Annotated in this window: 19 protein-coding genes; 12 read left to right on the top strand and 7 right to left on the bottom strand. The window is 57.3% G+C overall.

The genetic code is table 11. The annotated features are described in order from the left end of the window. Window position 1: 1 nt before the first annotated feature. The 3 genes from CU103_RS14935 to CU103_RS14925 form a co-directional block, all read right to left on the bottom strand. On the bottom strand, window positions 2-307 hold the full coding sequence (locus tag CU103_RS14935) for an addiction module antidote protein (RefSeq protein WP_425350604.1): 306 nt from the start codon (window positions 305-307) through the stop codon (window positions 2-4). Beyond that, window positions 304-612 (bottom strand): type II toxin-antitoxin system RelE/ParE family toxin, encoded by a 309-nt coding sequence (locus CU103_RS14930; RefSeq protein WP_106664813.1) that lies wholly within the window; start codon window positions 610-612, stop codon window positions 304-306. Before CU103_RS14930 ends, CU103_RS14935 begins: the two co-directional genes overlap by 4 nt. A gap of 68 nt (window positions 613-680) precedes the next feature. Then, entirely contained in the window at window positions 681-2792 is a 2112-nt protein-coding gene (locus CU103_RS14925) for a molybdopterin oxidoreductase family protein (RefSeq protein WP_106664994.1), read from the bottom strand. Between the two features lie 148 nt (window positions 2793-2940). Between CU103_RS14925 and CU103_RS14920 the strand changes: the two genes are divergently transcribed. Continuing rightward, on the top strand, window positions 2941-3588 hold the full coding sequence (locus CU103_RS14920; RefSeq protein ID WP_106664811.1) for a glutathione S-transferase family protein: 648 nt from the start codon (window positions 2941-2943) through the stop codon (window positions 3586-3588). A 1-nt stretch (window position 3589) separates the two neighbouring features. On the opposite strand, the gene CU103_RS14915 is transcribed toward CU103_RS14920, so the two are convergent. Continuing rightward, a complete protein-coding gene (locus CU103_RS14915) occupies window positions 3590-4432 on the bottom strand; it encodes an EamA family transporter (protein ID WP_106664809.1) in 843 nt (280 codons plus the stop codon). Between the two features lie 162 nt (window positions 4433-4594). Between CU103_RS14915 and CU103_RS14910 the strand changes: the two genes are divergently transcribed. The 4 genes from CU103_RS14910 to CU103_RS14895 all read left to right on the top strand — a co-directional run bounded on the left by CU103_RS14910 (window position 4595) and on the right by CU103_RS14895 (window position 7377). Continuing rightward, window positions 4595-5455, top strand: a complete 861-nt coding sequence (locus CU103_RS14910; protein WP_106664807.1) for a 23S rRNA (adenine(2030)-N(6))-methyltransferase RlmJ — start codon at window positions 4595-4597, stop codon at window positions 5453-5455. 58 nt (window positions 5456-5513) lie between these two features. Next, window positions 5514-5957: a hypothetical protein gene (locus CU103_RS14905; protein ID WP_106664805.1), complete on the top strand. Its 444-nt coding sequence runs from the start codon at window positions 5514-5516 to the stop codon at window positions 5955-5957. A 12-nt stretch (window positions 5958-5969) separates the two neighbouring features. Continuing rightward, complete coding sequence (locus CU103_RS14900) at window positions 5970-6707, top strand: ribonuclease T2 family protein (RefSeq protein ID WP_106664803.1); 738 nt, start codon at window positions 5970-5972, stop codon at window positions 6705-6707. A 73-nt stretch (window positions 6708-6780) separates the two neighbouring features. Beyond that, on the top strand, window positions 6781-7377 hold the full coding sequence (locus tag CU103_RS14895; protein ID WP_106664801.1) for a glutathione S-transferase: 597 nt from the start codon (window positions 6781-6783) through the stop codon (window positions 7375-7377). A 61-nt stretch (window positions 7378-7438) separates the two neighbouring features. Here CU103_RS14895 and CU103_RS14890 read toward each other — a convergent pair whose 3' ends face one another. Then, entirely contained in the window at window positions 7439-8080 is a 642-nt protein-coding gene (locus CU103_RS14890; RefSeq protein WP_106664799.1) for an outer membrane protein, read from the bottom strand. A 493-nt stretch (window positions 8081-8573) separates the two neighbouring features. Here CU103_RS14890 and CU103_RS14885 point away from each other — a divergent pair, with 493 nt between their 5' ends. The 6 genes from CU103_RS14885 (at window position 8574) to CU103_RS14860 (ending at window position 13299) form a co-directional block, all read left to right on the top strand. Then, entirely contained in the window at window positions 8574-9341 is a 768-nt protein-coding gene (locus CU103_RS14885; protein ID WP_106664797.1) for an SDR family oxidoreductase, read from the top strand. Further along, window positions 9338-11440: an excinuclease ABC subunit UvrC gene (uvrC, locus tag CU103_RS14880; RefSeq protein WP_106664795.1), complete on the top strand. Its 2103-nt coding sequence runs from the start codon at window positions 9338-9340 to the stop codon at window positions 11438-11440. The genes CU103_RS14885 and uvrC overlap by 4 nt, the downstream gene beginning before the upstream one ends. A 99-nt stretch (window positions 11441-11539) precedes the next feature. Further along, window positions 11540-12124 (top strand): CDP-diacylglycerol--glycerol-3-phosphate 3-phosphatidyltransferase, encoded by a 585-nt coding sequence (gene pgsA, locus CU103_RS14875; RefSeq protein ID WP_106664794.1) that lies wholly within the window; start codon window positions 11540-11542, stop codon window positions 12122-12124. Between the two features lie 21 nt (window positions 12125-12145). Next, window positions 12146-12400: a molybdopterin converting factor subunit 1 gene (gene moaD, locus CU103_RS14870; RefSeq protein ID WP_106664792.1), complete on the top strand. Its 255-nt coding sequence runs from the start codon at window positions 12146-12148 to the stop codon at window positions 12398-12400. A 3-nt stretch (window positions 12401-12403) separates the two neighbouring features. Beyond that, window positions 12404-12877: a molybdenum cofactor biosynthesis protein MoaE gene (locus CU103_RS14865; RefSeq protein ID WP_106664790.1), complete on the top strand. Its 474-nt coding sequence runs from the start codon at window positions 12404-12406 to the stop codon at window positions 12875-12877. Continuing rightward, a complete protein-coding gene (locus tag CU103_RS14860) occupies window positions 12874-13299 on the top strand; it encodes an META domain-containing protein (RefSeq protein WP_106664789.1) in 426 nt (141 codons plus the stop codon). The genes CU103_RS14865 and CU103_RS14860 overlap by 4 nt, the downstream gene beginning before the upstream one ends. A gap of 68 nt (window positions 13300-13367) precedes the next feature. On the opposite strand, the gene ndk is transcribed toward CU103_RS14860, so the two are convergent. Together ndk and CU103_RS14850 are read right to left on the bottom strand one after the other, a co-directional pair. After that, the gene (ndk, locus tag CU103_RS14855; RefSeq protein WP_106664993.1) at window positions 13368-13790 is read right to left on the bottom strand and encodes a nucleoside-diphosphate kinase; all 423 of its coding nucleotides are present in this window, start codon (window positions 13788-13790) and stop codon (window positions 13368-13370) included. A gap of 123 nt (window positions 13791-13913) precedes the next feature. Continuing rightward, window positions 13914-14609 (bottom strand): glutathione S-transferase family protein, encoded by a 696-nt coding sequence (locus CU103_RS14850; RefSeq protein WP_106664787.1) that lies wholly within the window; start codon window positions 14607-14609, stop codon window positions 13914-13916. A 66-nt stretch (window positions 14610-14675) separates the two neighbouring features. On the opposite strand from CU103_RS14850, the gene CU103_RS14845 reads away from it, so the two are divergent. Then, window positions 14676-15188 carry a DinB family protein gene (locus tag CU103_RS14845; RefSeq protein ID WP_106664786.1) on the top strand — a complete coding sequence of 171 codons (513 nt, stop codon included), beginning with the start codon at window positions 14676-14678 and terminating at the stop codon, window positions 15186-15188. The last annotated feature ends 46 nt before the right edge of the window (window positions 15189-15234 follow it).

Genomic DNA, 15234 nt, shown 5'->3' with positions numbered 1-15234 from the left:
ACTACGCGGCGTCTTGCTTGTTTTTCGGTGCACGCACCAAAGTCAATCGGAGGCCAAGCGCTTCGGCGACTTTAGTAATCGTCGCAAGTTCCGGATTGCCCTCACCGCTCAAGGCTTTGTAGAGCGCCTGACGTGTGAGACCGGTCTTGTGGGCAAGCTCGGTAATGCCTCTTGCACGAGCTATTGCCCCCAACGCACGCGCGATCTCTGAAGATGTTCCGTCTTCGCAGACCGCCAGCAAATATTCCTCGATCATTTCTTCCGAGTCTAGAAGCTGAGCCGCATCGTAGGGACTTAGCTTTATCAAGATCGTATCTCCTTCAAATCACGCGCCATTGCCTTCGCTTTTCTAATGTCCCTGCTCTGCGTGCTCTTGTCGCCACCGCATAACAGAATAATCAAAATGCCACCTTGCTTGGTGAAGTAGAGCCGATAACCTGGTCCGCAATCAATGCGCATCTCTCCGACATCCTCACCAAGAAGTTTGTAATCGCCGAAATTTCCATCAGCCAGCCGGTCCAGCCGCGACATTATTCTTGCCCGCGCTCGCAGATCCTGCAAACCCTCAATCCAATTTAAAAATGTATCTGTCTTTTCAATTGAATAATTCAAAAATGTAAACCACAGTTGTCAAAATGTCCAGACCATGAAAATTCAAATGAAATATCGTATCGCCGAAATCAGTCCGCCGCCAACCTCACCCAGACCTTGTTGTCATGGAAGGCGGCGCCGCCATTGGGTGCGGGAGAATCGGCACCGGTCAGCACATTGATGCCCTCGCCGCGCTCGAATGCTGAATTGGCGAAGATGCCTTCGGAAATGACCACACCGCGCTTCGTCACGGCCTGCACACGTGCATGGACCACGACCTCGCCGCGATCATTGCCAATTTCGACGCGCGCACCGTCTTCGATGCCAAGCTCGCGCGCATCATCCGGATGGATCAGCAGTTCGGGGCGCCTTTCCTTGACAACCGATGTCGGGGTTTCGGAGAAGGTCGAGTTGAGGAAATTGTGCGCCGGCGATGTGGCCAAGCGGAACGGATGCTTCTCATCCGCTACCTCGATTGCCTGCCAGTAGTCCGGCCATTGCGGCAGGGTGTCATATGGCCCCTGCAAACCCATCGATTGCGGCGGGCGGTTCGGCGACGCTCCGCCGGTCCAGTCCGGCTTGAAGCGGAACTTGCCGTCGGGCCAACTGAAGCCTTTTTCGTAGTGTGCGGTTTCAAAGTCGGGCTGGATATCCAGCCAGCGCGCTTCTTTCAATGCATCGAACCCGGGCAAATTGCTGGCGGCCATCATGTTGTCGATCAGCGTCCTGGCGTCGAGATCGAAGCCGGGGAAATCACCAACGCCAAGGCGTTTTGCCAGTTCGTTGATGACGTAGAGGTTCGGCTGCGTTTCGCCGGGACCATCGATGAGCTTGGGACCGAGGACGATATGCTGCTGGCCCCCGCCGCGATAAATATCGTCATGTTCCATGAACATGGTGGCCGGCAGGACGACATCGGCGAGTTTCGCCGTGTCGGTCATGAACTGCTCGTGGACGGCCATGAACAGGTCTTCACGCAGCATGCCCTTTTTGACCAGGCGCTGCTCCGGCGCGACGTTGGCAGGGTTGGTATTCTGCACGAGCATCGCCATGACAGGCGGCCCACCATAGAGCGCAGCCGGATCGCCGGTGAGCGCGGCACCGATCTTGCACTGATCGATGTGGCGAACTGTAGGATCGGCGAATGCCCGGCCCTCAATCTCCCGCTTGTCCATGCGGAAAATGCCGGAATTTGAATGGAACCCGCCGCCGCCTTCATATTTCCAGGCGCCCGTGACAGCAGGAATGCACAGGGCGGCATGCATATTCACCGCGCCATTGCGCTGACGGGCAAAGCCATAGCCGAGACGGAAAAAAGTCTTCTTGGTGGTTCCGACCAAGCGGGCAAATTCTTCGATTTCGCCAATGGACAGGCCGGTGATGGCCGCAGCCCATTCCGGCGTGCGTTCCTTCAGATGCTGTTCCAGCCCCTTCGGATCGTCGGTATGGCTATTCAGATAGTCCCAATCCGCTAGCCCATCACGGAACAGAACGTGCATGACCGCGCAGGCAAATGCACCGTCGGTTCCGGGCTTGAGCACCAGTCCGAGATCCGCCTGCCGGACAGTGGCCGTCTCGTAGATATCGATGGCCACAATCCTGGCGCCGCGATCCTTGCGGGCGCGGACGGCATGGGTCATGACGTTGACCTGTGTCGCCGCTGCATTGGTGCCCCAGATGACGACGCAATCGGATTTCGCCATTTCGCGCGGATCCACGCCGCCGAGCTTGCCTGTGCCTGCGAAGAAACCAGACCACGCGAGGTTCGTGCAAATGCTGTCGAACTGGTTGGAATATTTCTTGGCGTGACGCAGCCGATGAATGGAATCACGCTGCACAAGGCCCATCGTGCCCGCATAGTAATAGGGCCAAATGCTCTCGGAGCCGTACTCAGCCTCTGCTTTCAGGAACCGCTCGGCGATCAGATCAAGCGCTGCCTCCCAGCTCGCATCTTTCCAGATGCCTTCACCCTTGGCGCCGCCGCGAACCACAGGCTTCAGCAGGCGATCGGGATGGTGGATTCGCTCCGCATAGCGCGCAACCTTGGCGCAGATCACGCCTGCCGTGTAGGTGTTTTCCTTCGCGCCGCGGACGCGGCCGATATGGCCCGTGTCGAGCACTTCGACGTCGAGCGCGCAGGTCGACGGGCAATCGTGGGGACAGGCCGAGTGGCCGGTGCGTAGAAGGACAGCTTTGTTCATTCTGTATGCATAGCGCAAAAGCACGGGGCGGCAAAAGGGGACAAATGTTTCCGTGACAAGGTTTCGTTGGTCTGCGAGACGCTACTTGACGCCACGCTCGCATCTTGATAGTTAAGCAATCACTTTAGTATTGACCGGAGGAATTGTAATGTCACTCAAGTTGTATTTTCATCCGCTATCCTCGTTCTGTATGAAGGTGCTGACCGCACTCTATGAGAAAGACCTTCCCTTTGAGAAGGATGTCGTTGATTTTATGGACCCGGTGGCCAGCGCGAGTTTCAGCGAGATCTGGCCGATCCGGCAATTTCCGGTATTGCGTGATGAAGCGCGCGGCAAGACGATTCCCGAATCCAGTCTGATCATCGAATATCTGGACCAGCATTATCCCGGAAAAGTGCAGATGCTGCCGGCGGATCCCGAATTGGCGTTCAGGGCACGGCAACTCGACCGCTTCTTCGACCTGCACGTGCAGGTACCGATGCAAAAGATCGTCACCGACAATTTCCGCCCGGAAGGCCAGAATGACACGTTTGGTGTCGAAGAGTGCAAGAAGAAGCTGGCGGTTGCCTATGGTATCCTGGATAAGGAGCTTGAGAACATGACCTGGGCGACAGGCGATCATTACACGATCGCGGACTGTGCAGCCTCACCGGCGCTATTCTATGCCAATTTATCGGTGCCGCTCGGAGCCGAGTATCCCAATGTTTCGCGTTATCTGGACCGGCTGATGAACCGCCCCTCTTTCGCTCGCGCCGTCGAAGAAGCGCAGCCATATCTTCACTTGCGGCCAGAATAGATCAGGCGAGCCTCATCACGGCAGCGCCCGCTGCGATCAATCCCACGGCAGCCAGGCGCTTTGGGCCGACGCTTTCATTGAGGATGAAGGCCGAAATTGCGACAGCGAAAAGGATCGACGTTTCGCGCAAAGCCGCCACGGCTGCGACCGGCGCCATGGTCATGGCCCATAGTGCCAGACCATAGGAGCCGAGGGTTCCGACGCCGCCGATGGTTGCAAGGCGGGTGCGTTTGACGAAATGCGGCCAGAGCTCACCCCTGCGCATCACTGTTGTCCAGACAAACAGCGGCACGGCATTCAATACGAAAACCCACATTGTATAAGCTGCGGGCGCGCCTGAATGGCGTACGCCAACGCCGTCGATGAGCGTGTAGGAGGCAATCACGACAGCATTGATCAGGGCGAACATTGTAGCGGTTCGATTTGATCCCGCCCGGCGGCGCGATTCCAGCGCCAGCGCCAGCACACCGCCGCATATCAATGCAATTCCCGCCCATTTCTGCAAGGAAAGCACTTCGCCGATCAAAGGTCCGCTGGCGATGGCAACGATCAGTGGGGCGGTGCCGCGCATAATCGGATATGCCTGGCTCATGTCGCCACTGCGATAGGCAGCAGCCACGAGCACAAGATAGACGACCTGGGCGACGCCGGACGCTGCAAGGAACGGCCAGCTTTCGCGTGCCGGCGCCGGCAGGAAGGGCAGGCAAATCGCGGCGATCAGTCCGGCAGAGGTCACGACCACCACGGTGTTGAGGAATTTGTCGCCCTCAGATTTGACGACGGCATTCCAGCTCGCATGCATGAGCGCAGCAAAAAGCACAACGAGGACGACGGTTCCGGACATTGATAACCCCAGCACGCCAGCCAGTTGCGCGTGACCAGCTTTGCTCTATGACAGATTTGTGTCTGTCGGCAAATTCGTTAATTGGAAGCTTAACATCAACGATTCTAATGGGACGATGGTTCGTGCGCTTGCGACCGAGCGAACATCGTGAAACAAGCGGCCATGAACTATCGCCACGCCTATCATGCCGGCAATTTCGCCGATGTGGTCAAACACATCATACTGACGCGGATTGTCCTTTATCTGCAACGCAAGGACCAGGCCTTTCGCGTCATAGACACGCATGCCGGTATCGGCCGCTATGATCTGCACGGGGTCGAGGCGGGCAAGACCAATGAGTGGCAAAGCGGCGTCGGGCGGCTGCTCGACGCCAAGGCCGATGCAAAGGTTGCAGAGCTGATCCAACCCTATCTCGACATTGTTCGCGCTGAAAACGCCGACGGCACGATGCGTCACTATCCAGGTTCACCGCTGATCGTGCGGCATCTCCTGCGCCGCCAGGACCGGCTTTCGGCGCTTGAATTGCATCCACGAGACGCGCAATTGCTGGCCGACGTCTTCGAGGGCGACATTCAGGTCCGCGTGACCAAGCTCGATGGATGGCTGGCGCTCGGTGCCCATCTGCCGCCGAAAGAAAAGCGCGGCCTTGTGCTCGTCGATCCGCCGTTCGAGGTGGCAGGCGAATTTGAGCGGCTCGTCGACGGGCTTGTTCGGGCGCACAAGCGTTTTTCCGGCGGCACATTTGCGCTGTGGTATCCGGTGAAGGACCGGCAGGAAGTCCGGCGGTTCGTTACGGCGTTGCAGGAAACCGGAATCCCCAAGATTTTGCGCGCGGAGTTGATGATTCGCGATCCATCGCCCGAACCGAAGCTGGATGGCACCGGCATGATTATCGTCAATCCACCCTATACGCTCGATGATGAACTGCGCACGATCCTCCCTGCGTTGTCGAAAATCCTCAGTGACGGAAAGAATTCAGGTTTCACGCTCGATTGGATTCGCGGGGAGCAAGTTGGTGCTTGACCGAAAGCAACTGCTGGTCGAGATTGGCGTTACGAAGACATTTCACGGAGAGTGATCCATGGCACGCGTATCATCCCTTCTTGCTGCAAGCTTCGCCGTCGGCGTCGCATTGTCTTTGGGTGCCCCAGCGAGGGCTGCCGATTATGTCGAAAGCGGCCCGGGTTATGATGACACGTGCGGGCAAGCACACGTGCTGAACCGCATCGTCAACAAGTTCTCCTATCAGGTGACGCATGTTCCTGGTCTTCCGCAGGTCGCAATCCGGGATTTCAGCGATGTGCGCCAAAGTCGTTTTGAGCCGAGCCGAGATCCTGAACTGGCTGCAGTGGCCCGTCACTATTGCCGTGCGACAGCCCACCTTTCCGATGGCGATCAACGCCCGGTCTGGTATCTGGTCGAAGAGGGCCAGGGCTTTGTCGGCATCGGCAACAATGTCGAATTCTGCGTGGCCGGGTTTGATCGCTGGCACGTCTACAATGGCAATTGCCGTACCTTGTACTGATTTTGATAGAGCATGCCGATTGGAAAGCTGGCCCGCTACGCCCTGTTCGCGGCCCTGATTGGCATAACGATACTTACCTATCTGCGAGAACAGAATCAGCCACAGGGCAGAATTCCCGAGCCAATCGCGACATCGGGACGGCAAACTGATCGTTCCCCGCCTTCAGTTGTTCCGGTAGGGTCAGGCTTCGATTACTATGTCCTCGCCCTTTCCTGGTCACCGAGCTATTGCGCGGCGGAAGGTCCCCGTGCCAACCGCCAACAATGCGCGCCCGACCGGCGCTATGGGTTTGTGGTGCACGGGCTCTGGCCACAATACGAGCGCGGCTATCCGCAAGATTGCGATACGTCGCAGCCGCGCGACGTTCCGTTCGCTCAGGCCAAGCAGCTATCCGACATTATGCCATCGACCGGACTTGTCATTCACGAATGGCGCAAGCATGGTTCCTGCACAGGTTTGAGCCAGAAGGACTATTTTTCGGTAATTCGCAGGGCGGTCGAGCGTGTTTCAGTACCCCCGCCCTATCGCCAGCCAACGTCGCGGGGGCCGGTCAATCCACTTGTACTCGAACAGGCATTCATTGCCGCCAATCCAGGCCTTGGAACAGATGGAGTAGCCGTGACTTGTGACAGCGAATATCTGCGCGAGGTGCGCGTGTGCCTGACAAAGGAGCTGAATTTCCGTTCTTGCCCCGAGGTCGAGCGTTCAACATGCAGGCGGCGATCCGTGGAAATGCCCGCAACACCATAGAACGCGGCGCTTTGCGAAACGCGGACTCGGGTTTACGGTTCGACACCGAATCGCCAATTACTGGAGCGTCGTCGTGACGAAAGTCTTTTATTCTCCCGCCTCACCCTACAGCACGAAGGTCCGCATGGCCGCACTTTATGCGGGTGTCCCCGTCGAATCCGTGCTGGTCGACAGCAACGCCGAACCGGCCGAACTGATCAACGCCAACCCGCTGGGCAAGATCCCGACCCTCATTCTCGATGATGGCAAGGCGATCTTCGACAGCCGGGTGATAACGCAATATCTGAACCGTTTGTCCGGCAACAAGATTTTCCCGCGCAACGCAGAAAAGCGCCTCGAAGCCGAACAGCTGGAATCGATCGCCGATGGGCTCTGCGATGTCCTGCTGGCGCATGTCTATGAACGCCGTTTTCATCCGGAGGAAAAGATCCATCAGCCATGGCTCGATCGCCAATGGGGCAAGGCAATCCGCGTGCTTGACCAACTGAACGCTGCGCCGCCACGCCTCAGCAAGAAGATCCATGGCGGCCATATCGCGCTGGCTGCCGCCCTCGCCTATGCGAGCCTGCGGTTTGAAGGCAAATGGGAAAAGGGCCGCTCCAAGTTGAAGCGCTGGCAGAAACGCTTCGATGAATTGCATCCAGAGCTGGCCGCGCTGCTGCCAAAATAACTTCCGGCAATAAAAAAGCCGGGCAGTTTCCCGCCCGGCTTTTTTCCGAAGTACGCTCGATTTAGAACTTGTAGCCAACACCAACACGAACTTCGTTCGTGGTCAGCTTGCTCGAAACGTCGTCCAAACCTCCCAGATCGTAGTCCTTGCGGCCGTAATCGCTGTAGCGATATTCAACGCGTCCAACGATGTTCTGGGTGATCTTGGCTTCCGCACCGGCACCGGCCGTCCAGCCGATATGGGTGTTGGAATCACTGCCAGTCGCTGACTCGAGCTTGCTGTTCGTCACAGCGAGACCGCCGGTGCCGTAAAGCAGAACCGGGTTGAGATCGATACCGGCGCGAGCACGAACCGAACCTTCTACACCCTGCTTGGCCTTGATGCCATTGCTGGTATCGTCGCCACCGGAGTAGCCGAGATCCGCTTCACCACCATAGACGAACTGACCGTTCTGGAAGTTGTAACCACCGTAGGCGCCGCCTTTGAGACCGTCTGCATTGATGTTGCCTTCATCGGTCTTGTGCTTGTTCCAGCCGTAGCCACCATAGGCACCAAGGTAAGCGCCGGACCAATCAGAGACGGGTGCTTCAACGACTGCTTCCGGAGCCGGAGCCTGTTCGACAACGGCGTCAGCAGCAAGAACCGGGGCGGAGAGCGTCAGGATAGCCACTGAGGCCAGGATAGTTGTTTTAAGAGTGCGCATGGGCAATCTCCTTTTTTAGAACTCTTTTACACGGAGCGGGCACTGGTCGGGGGGAAAACCATTGATCTGCGTCCGCTTAACGAGACGGACATTCGCCCCGCATTGTGGCGGCACTTGCTCCGGAGTGTGAAAAGAAGCCGACGAGAAGATGGCGGAAATGCGATGTGTTTTTTATGCAACAATCAGAATTCATCAATGATTTCAATACTATATAAATACTCCAATAAAATAAAATTTTATCGATATTTGAGTAGGATCTGTTCGACAGTCACTCGATATTGCAACGCAATATAGCATACTTAATGGATACTTAATTTCGACACTCGTCTTGAGGCGCGCTTTGAAATTCTCATGCTATACGGCGTCAGCTGACCGAAAAGGCAATCGGCATGGACGATCCACTGCAGCTGTTCATTGCTGACCTTTCACCCTCGCGCTTTCAATCCGCCATCCTTATATTCGTGGCTGAATCGCAGCATAAGGAAGAACCAACTTGAAGTCTGACCAAACCGTTGTCCTAGTAACCGGCGGTGCGAAGCGGATCGGCAAGGCAATTGTCGAAGATCTCGTTGCGCATGGGTTCGCCGTTGCGATTCATTGCAACCATTCGCGCGATGAGGGCGAAGAACTCTTGACAGATATTTACGCGGCGGGGGGCACAGCGTGTGTCGTCCAGGCCGATCTTGCCGACAGCGATGCCGTGCGCCGGCTTGTCGGTGACGCGAAAGACCAGCTTGGGCCGGTCCAATTGCTGGTCAACAACGCCTCCGCCTTTCGGGAAGATGGAATCGGCAATCTGGCCGACGACGCGGTCTGGGACAGGCATTTTGCCGTGCACGTCAAGGCGCCGGTGCTCCTCGCCGATGCGATGGCCTCCGCCCTGCCCGCCGGCAAGGATGGTCTGGTTGTCAATATCATCGATTACCGCGTATGGAAGCTTACGCCCAAATTCATGTCATACACGTTGTCGAAATCGGCTCTCTGGACAGCAACACAGACGCTTGCACAGGCACTTGCGCCGCGCATCCGCGTGAATGCTATTGGCCCAGGGCCAACCCTGCCGAGCTCCAGGCAGAGTCCAACGGATTTCAACCGCCAAGTGAGTGGGCTTTTGTTGAAACACGGGCCAGATCTGTCAGAATTCGGCCGTACAATCCGCTATCTCTGGGAGACGCGCTCGATAACCGGGCAAATGATTGCGCTCGATGGCGGACAACATCTCGCGTGGGAAACGCCGGATGTATCAGGAATTCCAGAATGAGTGAACCGGCAAATCAATCCCCAAATCCAACGCAGCTTCTTTCCGATGGTGTGAAAGAGGACGATATCGATATCGCGGTCGAGGATGACGAAGATGAGCCAGTCGAGGAAAGCAGCGAACCTGTGCGGGACGTTGCGGCGCTGATCAGCGCCATCGAGTGGGATTCTACCGTCGTAAGCGACGGCACCAGCGGCGCGGACGTCATTGCCGCCCTGGTGAAGCGGTTGCCGAACAAGCCGGGCGTCTACCGGATGTTCAATGAAGCCGGGGACGTGCTCTATGTCGGCAAGGCACATAGCCTGAAGAAGCGTGTGTCCAACTATGCGCGTGGCCAGGGTCACAACAACCGTATCGCCCGGATGATCCGCGAAACCATGAAAATGGAGTTCGTTGTCACGCGTACGGAAACGGAAGCGCTGCTCCTGGAAGCGAATCTGATCAAGCGTTTACGGCCACGTTTTAATGTGTTGATGCGGGATGACAAATCCTTCCCCTACATTCTGCTGACCGCTCCGAAACAGACTGACAGGAGGCTGGCGCCCGGAATTTTCAAGCATCGAGGCGCGCGCTCGAGCAAGGGTGATTATTTCGGTCCCTTCGCCTCAGCCGGCGCCGTGGGCCGTACGATCAATGCGCTGCAACGGGCGTTCCTGCTGCGCACCTGCACGGATTCATTCTATGAAAACCGGACGCGCCCTTGCCTGCTCTACCAGATCAAGCGCTGCTCCGGACCGTGCACCGGCGAGATCAGCGATGCGGATTATGACGAACTGGTCAGCGAGACCAAGGCGTTTCTCTCCGGCAAGAGCCAAGCGGTAAAGACGCATCTTTCCGATGCGATGCGCGACGCTTCGGCGGAGCTGGACTTCGAGCGCGCCGCCGTATACCGCGACCGGCTCTCGGCGCTCTCGCATGTGCAAGCCCACTCCGGCATCAATCCGCAATCAGTGGAGGAAGCCGATGTCTTCGCCATCTATCAGGACGGCGGCGTTACCTGCATTCAGGTGTTTTTCTTCCGCACCGGCCAGAACTGGGGCAACCGCGCCTATTATCCGAAGGCGGATTCATCGCTTTCCGGTGCGGAGGTTCTCGGCGCGTTCCTGTCGCAGTTCTATGACGACAAGCCCTGCCCGGCCCTGATCCTGCTTTCCGAGACAGTTGACGACCAGGAACTGCTTGGCGTCGCGCTGACAGCCAAATCCGACCGCAAGGTCACAATCAGCGTTCCGCAGCGTGGCGAGAAAAAGGATCTGGTCGAGCATGCGCTGAGCAATGCGCGCGAGGCCCTGGGACGCCAGCTCGCGGAAACCTCATCGCAATCCCGGCTGCTCAAGGGCGTCGCGGAGACCTTCGGGCTCGAAAAGACGCCGCGGCGCATCGAGGTATACGACAATTCCCACATCATGGGTACGAACGCCATTGGCGCGATGATTGTGGCAGGACCAGAGGGCTTCGTTAAAAACCAGTATCGCAAGTTCAATATCCGCTCGACCGAAATCACACCGGGCGACGATTTCGGGATGATGCGCGAGGTTATCGAGCGGCGCTTCAGCCGGCTGGTCAAAGAGCATGGCACGCCGGAGACGAAGGACGCACCGGCGGAGGATATTGAAATCGATGAATTCGACGACGATTCAGACGCTTTTCCAGCCTGGCCAGACATTATCCTGATCGACGGCGGCCAGGGACAGATGAGTGCCGTACGCGGGATCTTGCAGGAGATGGGCATTGCCGACAAGGTAACGGCCATCGGCGTCGCCAAAGGCGTGGACCGCGATGCGGGGCGCGAGCGCTTCTTCATGGAGGGCAAGCCGTCATTCACCCTGCCGCCGCGTGATCCGGTTCTGTATTTCCTGCAGCGACTGCGCGATGAAGCGCATCGCTTTGCCATTGGCACGCACCGGGCGAAGCGCAAGAAGGAAATGGTCAAGAATCCGCTTGATGAAATCGCTGGAATCGGCCCTTCGCGCAAGCGGGCCTTGCTGCATCAATTCGGCACGGCCAAGGCGGTTTCACGGGCTGCTGTCGAAGATTTGATGAAGGTGGACGGTATATCTGAAGCGATGGCGATTACAATTCGCGACCATTTCCGGACATAGCGTCTCATCCCGACATAATTGCGCCGGACTCCCCATTGATGAGCTTGACGTATCGCGGTCGAACCCCTTTGATCGGCACTGATTTGAATGGTTGGAAACATGTCCAGAAACAACGCCTACTCGCTGCCGAATCTCCTGACGTATGCACGTATTATTGCTGTACCGCTGGTGGTCCTCTGCTTCTTCCTGGAGGGTCGCCTGCAATCGAGCGATGCGGCGCGCTGGGGCGCGCTTGTGATATTCCTCATTGCCAGCATCACTGATTTCTTTGACGGCTATCTCGCGCGCATCTGGCAGCAGACATCCACGATCGGCCGCATGCTGGATCCTATAGCCGACAAACTGCTGGTATCGGCCTGTCTGTTGCTTCTGGCAGCCGACGGAACAATCGCCGGCTGGACGCTCTGGGCCGCGATCATCATCCTTTGCCGTGAAATTCTGGTTTCGGGTCTGCGTGAATATCTTGCGGAGCTCAAGGTCAGCGTGCCGGTGAGCAGACTTGCCAAGTGGAAAACCACCATCCAGATGGTAGCCATCGCCTTTCTGCTGGCAGGACCTGCCGGCGACAAGATCGTGCCGATCATTACAATCTTCGGCATCATTCTGTTGTGGATTGCCGCCTTGATTACGCTGTACACTGGCTGGGACTATTTCCGGGCCGGACTGAAACATGTGGTGGACTGAAAACAACTGGTGGATTGGCCAATGACCAAACTCGTCTATTTCGCATGGGTGCGCGAACGGATCGGCAAGGGTGAGGAATATCTCGACCTCGAACCCTCGATCGTGACAGTCGGTGATCTCCTCGCGCATCTGAAGTCGCGCGGCGAAGAATATGAAGCTGCTTTCGAGTATCAGGATGTCATCCGGGTGGCGATCAATCAGGAACATGTCGATCACGATGCGCCGATCAAAGGCGCAACCGAGATCGCTCTCTTCCCGCCCATGACAGGGGGATGAAGCATGGGTGGGGTCAAACCGCTCATTCTCATCCAGAGCGGCGATTTTGATACCGCCGTCGAGATAGCCCGCATGACCAAGGACCGCCGCGGTATTGGCGCGGTGGTGACATTCAGCGGTCTATGCCGCGATGAGGCCGGCACGCTGGCGGCGCTGGAAATCGAACACTACCCCGGTATGGCCGAGGCAGAAATCGGCCGCATTGCCGATGAGGTCCTGAGCCGCTGGTCCCTGACGGGTCTTACGGTCGTGCATCGTTACGGCTTTATCAAACCTGGCGAGAATATCGTCCTCGTCGTGGCCGCATCCGCGCATCGCCACGCCGCCTTTGAGGCGGCATCATTCCTGATGGATTACCTGAAAAACGCCGCACCATTCTGGAAGAAGCAGCATCTCGTCAGCGGCGACCAAAGCGGCTGGGTCGAGGCAAAGGCGAAAGACGAGGAAGCGCTCAAGCGCTGGCAGAAGGTCAAATGAATCGTATCGCCATTGGATCACTCGTCATCGGCTTCGTTGCCGTGCTGGTGCTGCTGGTATTGTCGTTTTCCGCGCGGGGCGACGAACTCAGGGACGTGAATTGGCTCGTGGAGGATATCAATGGCGGTGGGGCGATCGACTATGCGCAGACGACGCTGCTCATCAAAGCCGATGGATCGGCAAGCGGCTCTGGCGGATGCAACCGTTTCACGACCCGCGTGACGATTGCCGGATCGAAGCTTGCTTTCAAGCCTGCGGCAGGAACACGTATGATGTGTGCACCGGCAGTAATGGACCAGGAACAGAAGTTCTTCTCGGCACTGGAACAGACGCGTTCCTACATCATAGAGGCTGACACCGGAAAACTGTTCCTGCGCGATGAAGCCGGTAAAATCATCGCCCGCCTGGCTCGCGAGAAGTAGGAAAATATCCTCAAGCAATAAAAAAGCCGGGCATTTGCCCGGCTTTTTTTCATTCGATAGGTGTCGGATTATCCAACAATCTCGGTGCCCGAGAACCAGTAGGCGATTTCTTCGGCAGCGGTCTCGGGAGCATCGGAACCGTGAACCGAGTTTTCGCCGATCGAAAGAGCAAAAGTCTTGCGGATCGTGCCTTCGTCAGCATTGGCCGGGTTGGTCGCGCCCATGATTTCGCGGTTGCGGGCAATGGCGTTTTCGCCTTCGAGAACCTGAACGATCGTTGGACCCGAGGACATGGAATCAACCAGTTCGCCGAAGAACGGACGCTCCTTGTGCACGGCGTAGAAGCCTTCGGCCTCGCGGCGGCTCATCCAGACGCGCTTGGAAGCAATGACGCGCAGACCAGCCTCTTCGAACTTCTGCGTGATGGCGCCGGTGAGGTTGCGACGGGTAGCGTCGGGCTTGATCATCGAAAAAGTGCGTTCAATTGCCATGAAATGAAACCTTGTCTTTAGGGGGAATGGTGGCGGCTCTATAGCGGCAGGCAGCCCATTTGCCAAGAGACCTTTTGCCAATCCACCCCGGCAGTGCCACAACGGCGGCTTTATGAACGCAAGTTATTGCGCCGCAGCGCCGATCCGGCGCGCAATGCCATCATGCAGATCGAGACAGCGCTCGAACCAGCCATGCACCGGATCGCTTTCGTCCAGCAATTTATAGGGCGTCAGGACCCGGGCCCATTGAAAGGCGCCAAAAACGATGTAGTCGCTGAACAGCGGCCCTTCCCCGCCGATAAACGGCTGCGACAGGAACATCTTGCGCATGGGCTCGAGGCTTCTGGTAAAGGCTTCGCGCTTCGCATCGCGCTCGCCAGCGACATCCTCGAGTTTGCGGCCGAAGATCTTCTCGCGGCTCTCGCGGAAATAGGCCCGGTTGGGCGCATCGAGCAGGTCGTGCACCGGCATGAGGATCACCACGTTCATGTAGGGGTGGATGGTCATCTGCGACCAGCCCTCGACAAAGCGGGCCATGGCGCGGCCGCCCTCGCCCTTGAACAGCGATGGCCGGTCGGGATAGTGGTCCTCCAGGTAGAGCGCGATTTCAAAGGAATCCGCAACGACCTTTTCTCCATCACGTATGATAGGGACCTTGGCGGAATAGCCATTCTCGAGTCGAGGAATATCCTTGAAGGAAATCGGATTTCGGCCAAAAGGGAGCCCCTTGTGGGCCAACGACATTACCGTTTTCCAGCAATGCGGACTAAAGGGACGGTTTTTGTCAGCACCGACGAGTTCGTGAAGAATGATTCCCATGGAAAGCCGCCTCTCTTTGGATAATATGGCAGCAAGACTGACTCTTTTCGGCAGAAAGTCAATTTGATGGAACAGCATTTTCGTATGTTCGCCGCCTATAATCGCTGGGCGAATGAGCGGCTATACACCGCCGCCGCAGACCTGAACGATGAAGAATACCGGCGCGACATGCATGCATTCTTTTCATCCCTGCACGGAACACTGAACCATCTGCTCGTCACCGACCGTATCTGGCTCCACCGCTTCACTGGTGAAGGCGATGCTCCGAAGGCGCTCGATGCAATCCTTTTTCACAAGCTGGAAGAGTTGAAGATTGCGCGGGAAAAAGAGGACGCAAGGATTGTCGGCTGGATCAACGGGCTGGACAGCGCGGCAATTGCCGGGCGTTTCAACTATACGACGATCAGCGATATGCGGACAATCAGCCAGAGGCTGGCACCAGCACTGGCGCATCTATTCAACCACCAAACCCACCATCGCGGCCAAGCTCACGCCATTTTAACTGCGCTCGGAAGGGCGGCGCCATCCTTGGATCTCATCCAGTTTCAACGCACCGAAGAGGGCCGACCTTATTCATAACCCTTGCATCGCCACCGTGCGCCATTCGACAAGCTCAGATTGGGGA

Source organism: Phyllobacterium sophorae (assembly GCF_003010965.1).
In the GTDB taxonomy this organism is placed as follows: domain Bacteria; phylum Pseudomonadota; class Alphaproteobacteria; order Rhizobiales; family Rhizobiaceae; genus Phyllobacterium; species Phyllobacterium sophorae.
Note: the sequence above shows the minus strand (reverse complement) of the source record. Positions and strands in the feature narration are given on the sequence as shown.